Origin of the sequence: Xanthomonas albilineans, from assembly GCF_009931595.1 — a bacterium.
Lineage (GTDB): Bacteria > Pseudomonadota > Gammaproteobacteria > Xanthomonadales > Xanthomonadaceae > Xanthomonas_A > Xanthomonas_A albilineans.
The window spans coordinates 2,454,594-2,469,537 of sequence record NZ_CP046570.1 but is presented as its reverse complement, the minus strand read 5'-3'; the positions used below and the strand labels follow the sequence as shown (position 1 = coordinate 2,469,537).

18 protein-coding genes and 2 pseudogenes are annotated in these 14,944 nt (G+C 63.9%); 8 read left to right on the top strand and 12 right to left on the bottom strand.

Annotated elements, in window-relative coordinates; genetic code table 11:
* Positions 1 to 14: 14 nt before the first annotated feature.
* Complete coding sequence (locus XaFJ1_RS10345) at positions 15 to 1,016, bottom strand: KpsF/GutQ family sugar-phosphate isomerase (protein WP_012916618.1); 1,002 nt, start codon at positions 1,014 to 1,016, stop codon at positions 15 to 17.
* Between the two features lie 52 nt (positions 1,017 to 1,068).
* On the opposite strand from XaFJ1_RS10345, the gene XaFJ1_RS10340 reads away from it, so the two are divergent.
* Genes XaFJ1_RS10340 through XaFJ1_RS10330 form a run of 3 tightly spaced genes read left to right on the top strand, consistent with a single transcriptional unit; the run spans position 1,069 to position 2,961 of the window.
* Positions 1,069 to 1,311 carry a BolA family protein gene (locus XaFJ1_RS10340; RefSeq protein ID WP_012916617.1) on the top strand — a complete coding sequence of 81 codons (243 nt, stop codon included), beginning with the start codon at positions 1,069 to 1,071 and terminating at the stop codon, positions 1,309 to 1,311.
* Between the two features lie 49 nt (positions 1,312 to 1,360).
* Positions 1,361 to 2,635 carry a UDP-N-acetylglucosamine 1-carboxyvinyltransferase gene (gene murA, locus XaFJ1_RS10335; protein WP_012916616.1) on the top strand — a complete coding sequence of 425 codons (1,275 nt, stop codon included), beginning with the start codon at positions 1,361 to 1,363 and terminating at the stop codon, positions 2,633 to 2,635.
* Positions 2,632 to 2,961 (top strand): hypothetical protein, encoded by a 330-nt coding sequence (locus XaFJ1_RS10330; protein WP_012916615.1) that lies wholly within the window; start codon positions 2,632 to 2,634, stop codon positions 2,959 to 2,961. The genes murA and XaFJ1_RS10330 overlap by 4 nt, the downstream gene beginning before the upstream one ends.
* A gap of 275 nt (positions 2,962 to 3,236) precedes the next feature.
* Here XaFJ1_RS10330 and XaFJ1_RS10325 read toward each other — a convergent pair whose 3' ends face one another.
* The 7 genes from XaFJ1_RS10325 to purM form a co-directional block, all read right to left on the bottom strand.
* The gene (locus XaFJ1_RS10325; protein ID WP_012916614.1) at positions 3,237 to 3,920 is read right to left on the bottom strand and encodes a DUF3108 domain-containing protein; all 684 of its coding nucleotides are present in this window, start codon (positions 3,918 to 3,920) and stop codon (positions 3,237 to 3,239) included.
* Positions 3,921 to 4,161: 241 nt separating this feature from the next.
* Positions 4,162 to 4,446 (bottom strand): hypothetical protein, encoded by a 285-nt coding sequence (locus XaFJ1_RS15915; RefSeq protein ID WP_155393684.1) that lies wholly within the window; start codon positions 4,444 to 4,446, stop codon positions 4,162 to 4,164.
* Between the two features lie 127 nt (positions 4,447 to 4,573).
* Positions 4,574 to 5,257, bottom strand: coding sequence for a DUF3108 domain-containing protein (locus tag XaFJ1_RS10320; protein WP_012916613.1), 684 nt, complete (start codon positions 5,255 to 5,257; stop codon positions 4,574 to 4,576).
* A 2-nt stretch (positions 5,258 to 5,259) separates the two neighbouring features.
* Positions 5,260 to 6,048: a DUF3108 domain-containing protein gene (locus tag XaFJ1_RS10315; protein ID WP_045757344.1), complete on the bottom strand. Its 789-nt coding sequence runs from the start codon at positions 6,046 to 6,048 to the stop codon at positions 5,260 to 5,262.
* 121 nt (positions 6,049 to 6,169) lie between these two features.
* Positions 6,170 to 6,823, bottom strand: a complete 654-nt coding sequence (gene purN / locus XaFJ1_RS10310; protein ID WP_012916611.1) for a phosphoribosylglycinamide formyltransferase — start codon at positions 6,821 to 6,823, stop codon at positions 6,170 to 6,172.
* A gap of 55 nt (positions 6,824 to 6,878) precedes the next feature.
* Positions 6,879 to 7,331: a hypothetical protein gene (locus XaFJ1_RS10305; RefSeq protein ID WP_012916610.1), complete on the bottom strand. Its 453-nt coding sequence runs from the start codon at positions 7,329 to 7,331 to the stop codon at positions 6,879 to 6,881.
* Positions 7,315 to 8,337: a phosphoribosylformylglycinamidine cyclo-ligase gene (gene purM, locus XaFJ1_RS10300; RefSeq protein WP_012916609.1), complete on the bottom strand. Its 1,023-nt coding sequence runs from the start codon at positions 8,335 to 8,337 to the stop codon at positions 7,315 to 7,317. Before purM ends, XaFJ1_RS10305 begins: the two co-directional genes overlap by 17 nt.
* 141 nt (positions 8,338 to 8,478) lie before the next feature.
* Here purM and XaFJ1_RS10295 point away from each other — a divergent pair, with 141 nt between their 5' ends.
* From XaFJ1_RS10295 to hda, 3 genes and pseudogenes are all read left to right on the top strand, one after another.
* Positions 8,479 to 9,582 carry a DUF2066 domain-containing protein gene (locus XaFJ1_RS10295; RefSeq protein WP_012916608.1) on the top strand — a complete coding sequence of 368 codons (1,104 nt, stop codon included), beginning with the start codon at positions 8,479 to 8,481 and terminating at the stop codon, positions 9,580 to 9,582.
* A pseudogene (locus tag XaFJ1_RS10290) lies at positions 9,579 to 9,707 on the top strand (AI-2E family transporter); the annotation flags it as partial. The gene XaFJ1_RS10295 and the pseudogene XaFJ1_RS10290, both read left to right, overlap by 4 nt.
* A 146-nt stretch (positions 9,708 to 9,853) precedes the next feature.
* Positions 9,854 to 10,588, top strand: coding sequence for a DnaA regulatory inactivator Hda (gene hda, locus XaFJ1_RS10285; RefSeq protein WP_012916606.1), 735 nt, complete (start codon positions 9,854 to 9,856; stop codon positions 10,586 to 10,588).
* 53 nt (positions 10,589 to 10,641) lie between these two features.
* Here hda and murU read toward each other — a convergent pair whose 3' ends face one another.
* From murU to XaFJ1_RS10265, 4 genes and pseudogenes are all read right to left on the bottom strand, one after another.
* Positions 10,642 to 11,364, bottom strand: a complete 723-nt coding sequence (murU, locus tag XaFJ1_RS10280) for an N-acetylmuramate alpha-1-phosphate uridylyltransferase MurU (RefSeq protein WP_012916605.1) — start codon at positions 11,362 to 11,364, stop codon at positions 10,642 to 10,644.
* A complete protein-coding gene (locus tag XaFJ1_RS10275; RefSeq protein WP_012916604.1) occupies positions 11,361 to 12,389 on the bottom strand; it encodes an aminoglycoside phosphotransferase family protein in 1,029 nt (342 codons plus the stop codon). Before XaFJ1_RS10275 ends, murU begins: the two co-directional genes overlap by 4 nt.
* A 71-nt stretch (positions 12,390 to 12,460) precedes the next feature.
* On the bottom strand, positions 12,461 to 12,730 hold the full coding sequence (locus tag XaFJ1_RS10270) for a GlsB/YeaQ/YmgE family stress response membrane protein (protein WP_012916603.1): 270 nt from the start codon (positions 12,728 to 12,730) through the stop codon (positions 12,461 to 12,463).
* A 140-nt stretch (positions 12,731 to 12,870) separates the two neighbouring features.
* Positions 12,871 to 13,251, bottom strand: a pseudogene (locus XaFJ1_RS10265) (peptidase M20); the annotation flags it as partial.
* Positions 13,252 to 13,446: 195 nt separating this feature from the next.
* Between XaFJ1_RS10265 and XaFJ1_RS10260 the strand changes: the two are divergent.
* Entirely contained in the window at positions 13,447 to 13,779 is a 333-nt protein-coding gene (locus XaFJ1_RS10260) for a ComEA family DNA-binding protein (protein WP_012916601.1), read from the top strand.
* Between the two features lie 284 nt (positions 13,780 to 14,063).
* Complete coding sequence (locus tag XaFJ1_RS10255; RefSeq protein WP_045757343.1) at positions 14,064 to 14,672, top strand: HutD family protein; 609 nt, start codon at positions 14,064 to 14,066, stop codon at positions 14,670 to 14,672.
* The last annotated feature ends 272 nt before the right edge of the window (positions 14,673 to 14,944 follow it).

Here is a 14,944-nt window from a genome sequence, read left to right as displayed (position 1 = left end):
CCGTATTCAGTGTGTTAAACCACTCGGGCGCGCAACAGGTCGTGAATGTTGAGCGCGCCGACTGCCCGGCCGGCCGCATCGACCACGATCAGGCCGTTGATCTGGTGCGTTTCCATCAGTCGGGCGGCCTCGGCGGCGAGCTGGTCGGCGCCGATGGTGCGCGGCTGCCGGGTCATCACCTCGGCGATGCGGGTCTGGCGCACGTTCAGCGCGCTGTCTAGCGTGCGGCGCAGGTCGCCATCGGTGAATAGCCCCAGTAGACGGTCGTCGGCATCCACCACGGCGGTCATGCCCAGACGCTTGCGGCTCATCTCCACCAGCGCTTCGCTGACGCTGGCATCTTCGCGCACTTTCGGCAGTTCTTCGCCGCTGTGCATCACGTCGGTGATGTGCAGCAATAAGCGCCTGCCGAGGCTGCCGGCCGGGTGCGAGCGGGCGAAGTCGTCGGCGGTGAAGCCGCGCGCATCCAGCAGTGCCACCGCCAACGCATCGCCCAAGGCCAGCGAGGCTGTGGTGCTGGAGGTCGGGGCCAGGTCGAGCGGGCAGGCCTCGGCCGGCACGCTGATATCCAGATGCAGATCCGCTTCGCGGGCCAGCGTGGACTGGGCGCGGCCGGTCATCGCGATCACCGCATTGCCCTGGCGCTTGAGCACAGGCAACAGCATCAGGATCTCGTCCGATTCGCCGGAATAGGACAAAGCCAGGACGACGTCGGCGTCGGTGATCATGCCCAGGTCGCCATGCCCGGCTTCCCCAGGGTGAACGAAGAATGCGGGGGTTCCGGTCGAAGCGAGGGTGGCGGCGATCTTGCGCGCCACGTGTCCGGACTTGCCCATGCCGGTGGCGACCACGCGCCCACGCGAGGCCAGGATCAGCCGGCACGCGGCCGCGAACGCTGCGCCGATGCGGGCGCCGACCGCCGCCAGGGCGGCTTGTTCGATCTCGACCACGCGGCGGCCGCTGGCGATCAGGGCAGCGTCGCTGTGCACAGGATGAGACAGGGTCGATACATCCATGCGGGTGCCGGCCGGAGGGTAGAATGAACGCCCATTTTAGGAGGAAAGCCCGGTGGAAGCCGAAACCATCCGTAAACTGATCCAGGCAGGCCTACCAGATGCGCACGTGCAGGTGCAGGGCGAGGACGGCGTGCACTTCGAGGCTACCGTGGTCAGCGCGGCTTTCGTCGGCAAGCTGCCGTTGGCGCGCCACCGCATGGTCTATGCCACCTTGGGCGAGTTGATGGGCGGCGCCATCCATGCGCTTGCGCTGACCACGCTGACCCCCGAGCAGGCCGACCGTCCAGCCGGTTGAACGGTCGCCGCCTATCGCGTTTTCATCTTCTTCATTCTTTACGAGAATCATGGCCAAAATCGTAGTGACCGGCGGCAATGCGCTGCACGGTGAAGTGAACATCTCCGGCGCCAAGAACGCCGTGCTGCCGATCCTGTGCGCGACCCTGCTGGCCGATGCGCCAGTGGAGATCACCAACGTGCCGCAACTGCACGACGTGATCACCACGGTGAAGTTGCTCGGCGAACTGGGTGCGGAAGTCACCATCGATGAAGGCACGCTGGCGCGCGGCAGCGCGATCACCGTGGATCCGCGCAAGGTCGACCAGCACATCGCGCCCTATGAACTGGTACGGACCATGCGCGCCTCGATTCTGGTGCTGGGTCCGTTGCTGGCCAAGTTCGGCGAGGCGGAAGTCTCCCTGCCCGGCGGCTGTGCGATCGGTTCGCGGCCGGTGGATCAACATATCAAGGGGTTGCAGGCGCTGGGCGCGGAAATCAGCGTCGAGAACGGTTACATCAAGGCCAGCAGCAATGGTCGGCTCAAGGGAGGGCGCTATGTGTTCGACATGGTCAGCGTCACCGGCACCGAGAACGTGCTGATGGCGGCGACCCTGGCCGAGGGCATCACGGTGCTGGAGAACGCGGCGATGGAGCCGGAGGTCGGCGATCTGGCCGACTGCCTCATCGCGCTTGGCGCAAGGATCGAGGGGGCTGGTACCTCGCGGATCGTGGTGCAGGGCGTGGAGCGCTTGTCCGGCGGTCGTCACGCGGTGCTGCCCGATCGCATCGAAACCGGCACCTTCCTGGTCGCCGCGGCGATGACCGGTGGCAGCGTCACCGTGCGCCGTGCGCGTGCCGACACGCTCGATGCGGTGCTCGACAAGCTCACCGAGGCCGGCGCCAGCATCGAGACCGGCGTAGACTTCATCCGCCTGGACATGCAAGGCAAGCGTCCGCGTGCGGTCAACCTCACCACTGCCCCGTATCCAGCCTTCCCGACAGACATGCAAGCGCAGTTCATGGCGCTCAACTGCGTGGCAGACGGTGTCGGCGTGATCAATGAGACGATCTTCGAGAACCGTTTCATGCACGTCAACGAACTGCTGCGCCTGGGCGCGGATATTCAGATCGAAGGGCATACCGCGATCGTGCGCGGCAGCGAACGTCTCAGTGGCGCGCCGGTGATGGCTACCGATCTGCGTGCATCGGCCTCGCTGATTCTGGCTGGCCTGGTCGCCGACGGCGACACCACCATCGATCGGATCTACCACCTGGATCGTGGGTACGAAAACATCGAGGAAAAGCTGGGGGCGCTGGGCGCGTCTATCCGGCGGGTCGCGTGATCCTCAGCGGTCGCTTCAGCCGTCGTCGCAAGTTGTTGCTGACGATCATGGCGCTGCTGCTGGCATGGGTCGGCTATGCCTGGTATGCAGGGATCGCCATCACCCAGGGCATCGAAGAGCGCGACATGGATTGGAATGGCGATGGACAGGTCAGTCGCGAGGAAATCTGGCAGGCGTTCTACGCCGTTGGCGTGACCAGAACCCAGCAGGGCGCACGCGAGTGTCGCACGTTCTATTGGCGCAGCAGCGGGGCGCAGATCCGGGTGGATTGCCGCACTAGCTTTGCGCCGGCGGGGAATGGGGTGCAGGACGCAAAGAAACCATAAGCGATGCCATCATCGCGTTGGCGTATGCCTGCGCATGGTGGTGGCGCTAGTGGATTTGGTGTGGTCTTGTCGCTGCAGCGAGTAAGAGTCGCTAACAAAACGACTGCGTCGCCGTCGGACGGTCGCGGGCCGTGCTCGGAATCCTCATGTGCCCCTTTCCCGTGCGGTTCCTATGCGCTGTCCACACACGGCTCACAGCGAATCTTGACGTTTTGTTAGCCACTCTAAGGAACAAGGCGGACCATGTGGTCCGGCTTGTTCTTGACGCCTGCTGTTCAGTTCAGTGACTTCATGACCAGAAGCACCGTTTGTTTGCCGTTGTCGGTTTGCTGGATGCGTACCGGCGCAGGTGCGTCGGGCACGATCCACGCCAGGGTCTGCTTCGTGCCGTTTGTGTAGCTGATTTTGGTTGCCTGCTCGGTTTTGCCGTTGAAGCTGACATTTTCAGTGTCGACCACCTGATAGGTCGTCTGTGAGGCTTGGCCCAGGTCCACGATGTGGTAGCTCAGAGGATTGCCGGCGTTGACGTCGCTGACGATTGCCAAATTCACCAGTAGCGGGCTCAGGTCGCCAGCCGTCAGCGCCACTGGGCCGCTTTGATCGGAGCTGACGTCGCCAGACCAGGTTGCTTGCAAATTGGTCCAGTCGTAGTCGCCAAGCACTTCGGTCTTCTTGAGCAAGGTCTTCAACACATTGTCGCTGGTGAGCGGGCGCAAAGAGCCAGTTGTTGTATCGAATACAGTGGTCTGGTTGAGTTCGGCGAGCAAACTTTTGACATCTAAGTTGTAGGCCCACTGATTAGCGCCATCTTTGCTCAGGGTCATTGTGGCAGTGGCTTGCGTACCCATGTAATTGGCTTGATATTTAGCTTGGAAGGGTTGGATTGCCATAGCCGACAAGCTTGCCATGCTCAATGCCGTTGCGGCGATGACGGAGAGGGAACGTGAGATGCGTGTCATGTTTAGATTCCTCTGTGCATTGGTTAAGGCAGATCGATACGGTGCTCGACCATCTTCAATATTTGCAGTTGGCCCATGTATTTCGATACGCCATTGGCGATCTGCAGGTGGTTTGTTTCCGCCGTCAACCATTCCGTGAGACGCACGGCACATCGTGCTTGAAATATTAAATCATTAATATTGGGCTAATGAGGCGCCATTTGTGACGGCAGCATCAACATGCTACCGAGCTAGGTTGGTGTCAACTTAAGTTTTGGTTAATGTGTCGTCCATTATTGCGAACAGTGATAGCGCGCATTTTTATTGTCTGATGGAGATGCGACGTTCTTTCAGTAATTACGCGTGGTGCCTCATCTGCATGCTTTTCAGCATGTATTGACGACTGGCGATAGACGCAGTGCATGACGCTCAATGGCGTTGCCGATGCGGTCGGTGTAATTAAGAAAATGAAACGCTCTTCGATACGCGTCCCATGTGCCTCGATGAACCGCCGAGCCTGCGTGCGGAGATTCAGATCGAAGACCATGCAGCGATCATGCGTGGCAGCGCGGGGGGCTGTGCAGTGTTGCGATTGACGACCACCGACCTGTACGGGTCGGTGGCCGATGCAAGGCGGGCGAGCGTGCCGGCTTTAATTCGTGCTATGTCGCTGCTCAGTGCAGCGACTTGATCGTCAGGTCCAGCGCGTCCTGGCCGTTTTCGCGTTGCAGAATGCGTGCCGGTACCGGCATGTCCGGCACGATCCAAGCCACGATTTCCTTGGAGCCGTCGCTGCGGCTGACTTTGGTCGCCTGTTCAGTCTTGCCGTTGATAGTGATCGCCTCCTTGCCTGCGACGTGGTATGCCATCGGTTTTGCGCGACCCTCTTCGACCATACGGTAGCTCGGGGTCTTGCCGGCGTTGACATCACGCGCGATCGCCAGGTTGATCAGCAGCGCATCCATATCGCCGGGTTGCAGCTTCACTGGGCCCTGCCGATCGGGCTTGAGGTCGCCGGCCCAGGTGGCCTGTCCGCTGCTCCAATCGTACTTGGCAGTCACCGCCTTCTTTTTGATCAGGAACATCGAGCGGTCGTCGCTACTGAGCGGGCGCAACTGGCCGCTCTTGTCTTCGAAGACGGTAACCTGGCTCAGGTCGGCAATCTGATTCTTGATCGTCAAACTGTAGCGCCAGCGATTACCGCTTTCTTTGCTCAGGGTCATCACGCCGTTGGCCTGCATGCCCATGTAGCTGGCTTGGTAGTCCGCAGTGAAAGGTTCTAGCGCCAACGCGGGCAGGCTGACTATTGCCAGTAGAGTGGCGGCGAGCGCGGACAGTGGGCGGGCGGTACGTTTCATATTCAGGCTCCTTGATATTCGGTCAGGCGCAGATCGATACGATCTTCGCCGTCTTCGCGTTGCAGGATGCGCACTGGCGTTGGCACGCCGTTGGCGATCCACAGGATGGTCTCATTTTTGCCGCCATTGGTTCGCCAAACCCGCAGCGCGTCGTAGCTGAGGTCGCCGACCTGCACGGTTTCGGTGTGGTCGGCAGCACGGTAGATGTGCTCGCGGACGCGGCCCACGTCGACTAAGCGGTAGCGCATGGTCTTGCCCGGCTGTGCATCGCGCATCAGCGACAGATTGATCAGCAGCGCGCTCTGGTCGCCGGGTTCTAGCCGGATCGGTGCCCGGCGGTCTTCCTTCAGGTCGCCGTCCCAACGCGCCACGCCTTGATTCCAATCGTAGACGCCGGTGGCTTTCTTGCCGAAGAAGAGTGCCTTCTTGATTGTGCTCTGGCTTTGCGGGACGTAGTGGTCGTCGTGGACGGTGAACACCGTGCTCTGTTCGATGTTCAAGCCGAGGATGCTGGCGAAGCCACTGCGCCCATGCACGTCCAGATCCACACGCCACTGTTGACCATCGGTATGCGCCACATCCATCCGCGCATCGCCGGCTGAGCGGCCCTTGTAGCGCGCTTCGTAGGTGGCGACGAAGGGCTGTAGCGGCGGCGGCGTCCACGCCTCTGGCGCTGGCGTTTGTCCCGCAGTCGGGGCTGGCGCGACGGGTGGAACCTGGATTGGCGTATTCGGTGCTGGTGCCGCCTGGGTGGAAAGCGTTTGTGCGGCGACGATGGGCAGCACCAACAGACACAGGCCGGATGCGACGAAGAGAGCGAACGGACGCGAAGCGAGCTTCATTGGGTCGGCTGGCCTGGTCGGGGGGGAGGGGGATGGATGAGCGACATCATGGGGGCGCGACAGCACACTCTCACGGACGCAGGATGTCCTGGCAATCTAGGCGCAGCGGACTAAACTGGCCCTGACCGTCGAGCCAGACCCTGCCATCGCGTTCAGCCAGACGCCCGGCAGCGGCCAGTTGCAGAACTGCGCATAGCAGCCGGTGTTCGCGTGGCAGTAACCGTTGCGCGAGGTCGTCCGGTTGGTCGCCGGGTTGCACTGGCACCCGCACCTGCGCGATCACCGCGCCGGCATCCAGTTCCGGGATCACGAAATGCACGCTGGCACCGTGTTCCGTGTCGCCGGCAGCCAGTGCTTGCGCATGCGTATCCAGGCCACGGTACTTAGGCAGCAGCGAGGGATGGATATTGAGCAGACGTCCCGCGAAGCGGTGCACGACGCTAGCGCCGAGGATGCGCATGTAACCGGCGCAGACGATCCAGTCCGGGCGTGTCGCGGCGATTGCCTCGCCCAAGGTGTGATCGAACGCGGCACGCTCGGCGAAGGCTTTGGGCGTGGCAGACCAGCGCTGCGCCGCTGCCACCTTGGTCAGGGCCGGCGCCTTGGGCCGGTCGCTGAACACACCGACGACGTCGGCGTCCAGGGTGCCGATCGCGATCGCGTCGAGAATGGCTTGCAGATTGGAGCCACGGCCCGACACTAGGACGGCAAGGCGGATGGTCATCGTCCCGGCTCCCGCAACAACGCGAGTGCGGTGGTCATGTTCGCCATGAGGATGCTCATGCCGGCTGGGCGAACAGCTGCTTGACCGAGGGCCGTGTCAGGACCAGCAGGGTGAACACGCCGAGCACAGTGCCGAACGGCATCATCACGCAGGACAGGCCCGCGACGATCACGCAGTAGGTGTGGCGGCGGCGCGCGCCGAGACAGCGCCCGGCATAGAGCATTGCAGCGGCCAAGCTAAGCCCGGTCGCGATGATCAGGCTGGCGATCACCACGAATATCCAGGCGAACAGATGCGCCTGCACCGCCAGATGCGCCTGCGCCGCGTTGGTGGCAGGCAGAGGTAGGCGACCGTTGAGCATCATCAGGCCGATGCTCAGATGCAGCACCGGAATCAGTGCGAATATGCCGGTCAACCCGCCGACCACGTAATGGCCGATACCGAGCATTCGCAGATGCTCGGCGTCCTGGTTCGGTGCGCTGGCGATGGCTTCAGCCGATGTGGACACGTGCGTCCCCGCTGGCCGCCACCACTGCGCCGATTTGCCAGTGGGCCAGGCCATGGCTGTCCAGGCTGCGTTCCAGCGCGGCGACCTGGTCGGGCGCGGCCACTAAGACGAAGCCGATGCCGCAGTTGAAGGTGCGCCACATTTCGCTATCGGCCACCGCGCCTTCGCGCTGCAGCCACTCGAATACCGGCGGCAGGCGCCATGCGCTGGCGCGGATGTCCAGGCCCAGGCCGTCGGGAATCACCCGGATGATGTTCTCGCTCAGGCCGCCCCCGGTGATGTGCGCCATCGCATGGATCGCCTCGCTGTGCGTGCGCAGCAGCGCCAGGATCGGTTTGACGTACAACGCAGTCGGCAGCATCAGTGCCTCGGCCAGGGCGACGCCGCCGACCTGCAGATCGGCCGGGCGTCCGGCGCGGTCGTAGATGCGCCGGATCAACGAATAACCATTCGAATGCGGGCCGGACGACGCGATGCCGATCAATACATCGCCCTGGCGCACCTTGGCGCCGTCGAGTAACTGCGACTTTTCCACCGCGCCCACGGTGAAGCCGGCCAGGTCGTATTCGCCGGGCGGGTACATGTCGGGCATTTCCGCGGTCTCCCCGCCGATCAGCGCGCAGCCGGCCAGTTCGCAGCCGCGGGCAATGCCGCCCACCACTGCCACGGTGGTCTCCACGTCGAGCTTGCCGGTGGCGAAATAATCCAGAAAGAATAGCGGTTCGGCGCCCTGCACCAGCACATCGTTGACGCACATGCCGACCAGGTCGATGCCGATGCTGTCGTGCCGTCCCAACTGCTGCGCCAGCTTCAGTTTGGTGCCGACGCCATCGGTGCCGGATACCAGGACCGGTTCGCGGTACTTGCCTGACAGGTCGAACAGCGCGCCGAAGCCGCCCAATCCCCCCATCACTTCGGGCCGGAAGCTGCGTTTGACCAGGGGTTTGATGCGTTCGACGACGGCATTGCCGGCATCGATATCGACACCGGCGTCGCGGTAGGTCAACGGGGCGGTGGCGGAAGGTGGGGGAGTGGTCACGGGCGGTGGGTTCGGCGGAAAGGCGGCGATTTTAACAGGCCACGTTGGCGCTACGGCCGCATTCGCGCAACAATTCGCCCCGGATACGCCGAGCACTGGAACCCTTCGATGCGCCGCAGCCTTGTTTTTCTCCTGTCTTTCGCGCTGTGCCTGCCTGCCGTGACCGCTCTGGCCCAGGCCGATTTGCGCACCGAGGGCGATGTCGCCAGCGCACACAGTCCTTACGAAGCCGAGGTGCCGGTCAACAGCCAGAGCGATGCCGATCGCAGCGGGGCGCTGGCGCGCGCGCTGGGCGTCGTGCTGGGCAAGATCTCCGGCGACCGGGCGGTGATGTCGCGGCCCGGGGTGATCCAGGCGCTGCGTAATGCCAAGAACGTCGTGGACAGCTTCGACTATCGCCAGGATCAGGGCACTTCGCCCAGTGGCGCCCCGAGCTTCCGCACCATGCTGGTCGCGCGCTTCCGTCCCGAAGAGGTGGACAGCCTGGCCGAGGCGCTGGGTCTGCCGATCTGGCCGCAGCCGCGGCCCAAGCCGGTGGTGTGGCTGGCGATCGACGATGGCAGTGGCCCGCGTCTGGTCGGCGTGCAGCAGGCCAACGCCGCGCGCAGTTTGCTCGACCGGGCCATCGAGCGCGGCTACCGGCTTGGTTTGCCCACCGGTACCGCTGCCGAACAGGCGCTGGCCGGCGCGATCTGGCGCCAGGACACCGCCGCCGTGGCCAACGCGTCCGCGCGCTACAGCCCACCGATGCAACTGATCGGCAAGCTTTACCGCGGCAAGGCCGGTGGTTGGACCGCGGACTGGACCTTCGTGGATGGCGGCAAGGTGCTGGCGACGTGGTCCACCAGCGACGCCGACGCCCGCCGCGCCATGGCCAGTGGCGCCGATGGCGCTGCCGACGTGCTGGTCAAGCACTATGCCAGGGCCGTCAGCACCGGCCCGGCCGGGATTTATCGTGTGGTGATCACCGGCATTCGCAACGCCGACGATTACCTGCGTGCGTCCGCAGCGCTGCAGAACGTCTCGGTGGTCCGGCGCATCGTGCCGATCCACGCCGAAGGCGACCGCCTGGACCTGGACCTGGATCTGCTCAGCGGCATTCCCGGATTGAACCGCATGCTCGGCGCCGACAGCGACCTGCAACCGATCACGGCTCCGGTCGAGGGGCCGGTCGGACTCAATACCGAGCCGACCGAGTACCGTCTGAAATGACGTTGTCTGCGCAAGCTGAGGTCGCGTTGTTTCTACGCGGGTTGAAATGGCTGGCAGGCGTTGTCGGGGTCCTGTGGGGAGGATGGTGGCTGGCGCCGATTCTGACGCCAATGACTCTGGCATTGCCGAGCCTGTGCGGGATATTGCTGGCGCTGCCGGCGGTGGGCAACGCGCGGTTGCACGATCTGCATGCGCCGTATCGGCAGAGCGCGTTGTACGCTGGCGAGAAGTCGACGCTCCTCGAGTTGCCCTCGCACAGCCCAGCGCAGCCGTGAGCGTGCCGCAACTGCCGTTGGCCTTGCGCTATCCACCGGAACAGCGCCTGGACCGCTATCTCGGTGCACCGGCGGGGATGCTGGCGCACCTGCAGGCGGTCGCTGCCGGTGTCGCTTCCGACTGGGTGTACCTGTCAGGCTCCACCGGTACCGGCAAGACCCATCTGGCGTTGGCGCTGTGCGCCGCCGCCGAGCAGGCCGGACGCAGCGCCGCCTACCTGCCGTTGCAGGCCGCCACAGGCCGTTTGCCCGATGCACTGGAAGCGCTGGAAGGGCGTCACCTGGTCGCACTGGACGGATTGGAGGCTGTCGCCGGCCAGCGCGAGGACGAAGTAGCGCTGTTCGATTTCCACAACCGCGCGCGCAGCGCTGGCGTGACCCTGCTGTACACCGCGCATGCGATGCCCGACGGTTTGGCCTTGTGCCTGCCCGATCTGCATTCGCGGCTGGCGCAGTGCACGCGCATCGTGTTGCCGCCGTTGGAGGATGCAGATCGGGCAGCGGTGCTGCGCGAGCGTGCGCAGCGGCGCGGTCTGGTGCTGGAGGATGCGGCGATCGACTGGTTGCTGACCCATGTCGGACGCGACCTGACTGGTTTGATCGGCTTGCTGGAGCGTCTGGATCGCGAATCGCTGGCGGCGCAGCGCAGGGTGACGTTGCCGTTCCTACGGCGGGTGTTACAGCGCTCTGCATCCGGGGGGAGGCTGGGGTCTGAACACGCAAACGGGTAAATGCCGTGCTGGCCTTGTGGTGGCCTTGATAGCGAGGCCCGGTACGCGGTGTTTCAGCCGCTCTGATTGCCGAGTTTCAACAGTTTCAACGCTTCATTCAGCTCCGCCAACCGTTGTGGCGTGCCCACATCGGTCCAACGGCCGCGATGACGCAACCCGTGGATGCGGTCCGCATGCATGTGCGCGCGCAGGATCGGCGCCAGTGGGAAGCGTGGTGGCGTACCGTGGTCGCTAGGTGTATCGAAAGCCGCCTGCCAGTCGCGCAGCAGGTTGGGTCGATAGACGCCGATGCCGGCGTAGGTCAACAGTGGTGCGCCGTCGCTGCGCACGCGTGCATCCGGCAATAGCGCGAAGTCGCCGTGCGCGGCATAAACCGGTGGATCGACCAGGACCAGTTGCGCCAGACCACGCGGCTCTGGCGCCAGTTGCGCGAAATCGAAATCGGTCCAGATGTCGCCATTCACCAGCAGAAATGGCGCCTCGCCGAGCAACGGCAAGGCATGCAGCATGCCACCACCGGTTTCCAGCGGCGTAGCGCCTTCGTGGGAATAGACGATGCGCAGCCCGAATGCGCTGCCATCGCCGAGCGTCTGCGGGAATTGTTCTGCCAGCCAGGAGGTGTTGATGATTGCCTCGCGGATGCCCAGGGCGGCGAGCTTGCGCAGGTGCCAGACGATCAATGGCGTGTCGCCGACGCATAGCAGTGGCTTGGGCGTGCGTTCGGTGAGCGGGCGCATGCGTTCGCCGAAGCCGGCGGCGAAGATCAGCGCTTTCATACGCCGGACTTCGCGCGCTGTGCCAGGGCGGGCTTGATCCGCGTCTGCAACAACTGCTGTAGTGGTTGCAGCGCGGGATGTCGCGTCAGCACTTCGTCGAGATAGCCGATGAAGCGTGGCACGTTGTCCAGGTACCAGGCTTTGCCGTCGCGGTAGTTCAATCGCGCGAAGATGCCAAGATTTTTCAAATGACGCTGCACGCCCATCCAGTCCGCGTCGCGCAGGAACTGCGCCAGCGGCGGCAGCGGAATTCCAGCGTGCAATGCGCGTGCGTGATAGCGCGTCAGCCATGCGTCTACCTGCGCCAGTGGCCAACTCACCGTGGTGTCCTTGAACAGACTGACCGGGTCGTAGGCCACAGGTCCAAGGACACAGTCCTGGAAATCCAGCACCGCCGGGCCATCAATCGCCGGCATCAGGTTGCGCGGCATGAAATCGCGATGTACCAGGACCTGCGGTTGCGCCAGCGCGTTGTCCATCAGCTGGCGTTGCACGCCGCGCAACGCTGCGCTGTCGGCGGGGTCCAGGGTGAGTTGCAGGTGACGTTGCAAGAACCACTCTTCGAACAGGCCCGCGTCGCGCTGCAACAGCGCGATGCCGAACACGCCCAGATCCGCCGGTGGCGCGATTGCCTGCAAGCGTAGCAACTGGCCCAGCGCGGCATCGAATTGCGCATCGGCGGTGGTCGCGTCGAGGATCTGCGCCAGTGTCGGCTGGCCCAGGTCTTCCAGCAGCAGGAAGCCGGCATCGATATTCTGCGCCAGGATCGCGGGCACGCGGACGCCGCCGCTGTGCAACAGGGTGTGCATCCGCAACCAAGGCCGCACGTCTTCCAGATCCGGCGGCGAGTCCATCACGATGCGGTTTTCCATCGCGCCGTGGCTGCGCCAGTAGCTACGCTGGCCGGCATCGACCGAAGCGCGTTGCAGCGTCGCCTGCGGGTCGCACAGCATCGCCCGCGCCCAGGTCAGGCGGTGCGCGGCACGCGCGGCACTGGCGTCGGAAACAGCGGAGTTGGCGCTCATCGGCAGGCTGCGGTGGACATCGGTGGCACAGCGTAAACGCGCGGCGCCGGCCTGGCGAGTGGCGCCCGCCGTCAGCGTTTGCTCGAAAACAGCCGCAGCAGCGCGAGCAGGGCGATGGCACCGAGTACCGCGCCAAGGAAACCCGCCGGCTGGCCGCGTCTGTACCAGCCCATGTAGTGCCCGAACCAGCCCGCCGACAAGGCGCCGGCAATGCCGAGCAGTACGGTGAACAGACAGCCGGAGCGGCCGCTGCTGGGGCCGAGGATGCGCGCCAGCAGGCCGACCACGAAGCCGAGCAGGATGATGTAGAGCCAGCTATCGCTGTCGAACAACGTGTGCATGGAAGCATTCCGGGCATGGGAGGTGAGGCCGGATCCTGCCAGATCGGGTGCGTTGACAGCGTCGATGCCGGTGGCCGGGCGTTAGGCCTTTCAGGAACGGTGCAGTTGCGCTGCTGCTCGCCGCGCCTTGCCGGTGGGCTTCAACAGCAACCGTGTCCGCCGTGTTGTTCGCCACCGGCTATCGCCGCGCTGCCGGTGCTCTGGCCGCCCAGGCTGGCGGCGTGATGGGCGGCGATCACCTGCGAGACGCAGGCGATCACCCGCTTGTCCATCGGAATATCCAGAAACTCGTTCGGCGCGTGCGCGTTGGAATGCGGGCCGAGCACGCCAGCGATCATGAACTGCGCGCCGGGAAACTTCTCGCCGAGCATGCCCATGAATGGGATCGAGCCGCCTTCGCCCATGTACATCGCCGGCTTGCCGAATGCCGCCTGCGAGGCGGATTCGATCGTCTCGCTCAGCCACGGCGACTGCGCCGGCGCGCTCCAGCCGGATGAGGATTTTTCTAGCGCCATTTTGACCGCTGTCTGCCGGCGCAGCACAGCCATTTTACGCTCGGGCTGCGTGTAGGGTTTTTCCTACACGATGACGCGCCGTTTACCTGCTTTTTTCTGGGTGTTATGGCGATAGGATGGGCCCATGTGGAGAGCGATGCTGATCACGCCGGCAGGGAGTGCGCCGGCGAAGTCCTCATCTAAGTCACAAGGAGTGTTGCCATGCAGTCTTTTATCGTAGTGCTGAAGTCTCTGGTCGTTGCCTTGCTGTTGTCTGGTTCCGCGCTTGCTGCGGAAAAAGTCAACATCAACTCCGCTGGTGCGGCGGAAATCGACCGGGTGTTGATGAACGTTGGGGCTTCCAAGGCCCAGGCGATCGTCGATTACCGACAGGCACACGGACCCTTCAAAAGTGCCGAGGAACTGGCGCATGTGAAGGGGATCGGTCTCAAAACGGTCGAACGGAACCACGACCGGATTGATGTGGGGGCCATGAAGGCCACTACGCCGACGGCCGCCAAGACGGCAGCCGCCAAGCCGGTGAAAAGGCGCTAAAAGGATTTGCAACGAGAGGATAGGGCTGGCGCTGGATGCGCGGCCAAGACCTCGCTGAGTAGGATGCTTGGGGGATGGCAGGACGCCGACATGGAAGTACGTCATCGCCCGGTGTTGCACATTGACGTGCAGCCGGGCGATGTTTTTGTGCGGGTGGCCTGCCGGCGTTGTGCATCCATATTTCCCAAACGATGGATGTGCTGCGATGGAAACAGGTGTGGTGTAAATCCGTGCATGCTCGGCACGATGCAGGTATCGCCGTCGGGATCGTGCAGAATGCACTCATGGATTGGCGCAACCTCCCTGCGCGGGTGATCCCCGCCAACGTCTATCGCCGCGAACGCTGGCGCAACGGACTCGGCTGGACCCGGGAAATCTTCCGCTTGCCGATGTCCGGCGAGGAGTGGGTGTTGCGCCTGTCGATCGCCGAGATCGAGCAGGACGCGGCGTTTTCGGTCTTTCCTGGAGTCGATCGCGAACTGGTCCTGCTGCACGGCGAGGGTGTGCGCCTGTGTTTCGAGGATGGTGTCGAGCACGTGTTGCAGGAACCTTGCGCGCGCTTGCGCTTTGCTGGCGAACGCCCACTGCGCGGCGAACTGCTCGCAGGGCCGACTCATGATTTCAATGTGATGTGGCGCCGTGACCGCGTGCGCACGCAGGTACTGCACCGGCCCCTGGTCGGGTCGATGCTGTTTTTCGCAGAACCCGCAGTCGCCTGGGCCGTTTACCTGCTGGCAGGGCAGGCGCACTTCGACGACGCCAGTGGATTGACGCCGCTTTCAGCTGGCGACAGCGCATGGTTGGCTGCCGATGCACGGCAGCGCTTTGCTTTGAGCGGCGGTGGGGAAGTCTTGGCGATCCGGATCGAGCTGCTCACCGCGTCTGCGGATTGAAGCCAGGCAGGGTTGTGTTTCCGGCGCTGACGCTGACCTCGTTCAATGCGTGGAGTTGTCTATCCCGGCGTTGTGCATCGGAATATGGCAGGTGGCCAAGGACAATAGGTGGTGAGTGGTGGTGTGCGTGGACAGCACGGCGGTCCATGGAGGACGTGGTATCGATCTGAGCGTGTAGCGGCTACGGCCGCGACGACCCGTTGGTGCTGCGGTGCATTCGCACTCTACGCGCCAAGCGGTGTTTATTCGAACCGTAACGTCTCGGCGCTTCG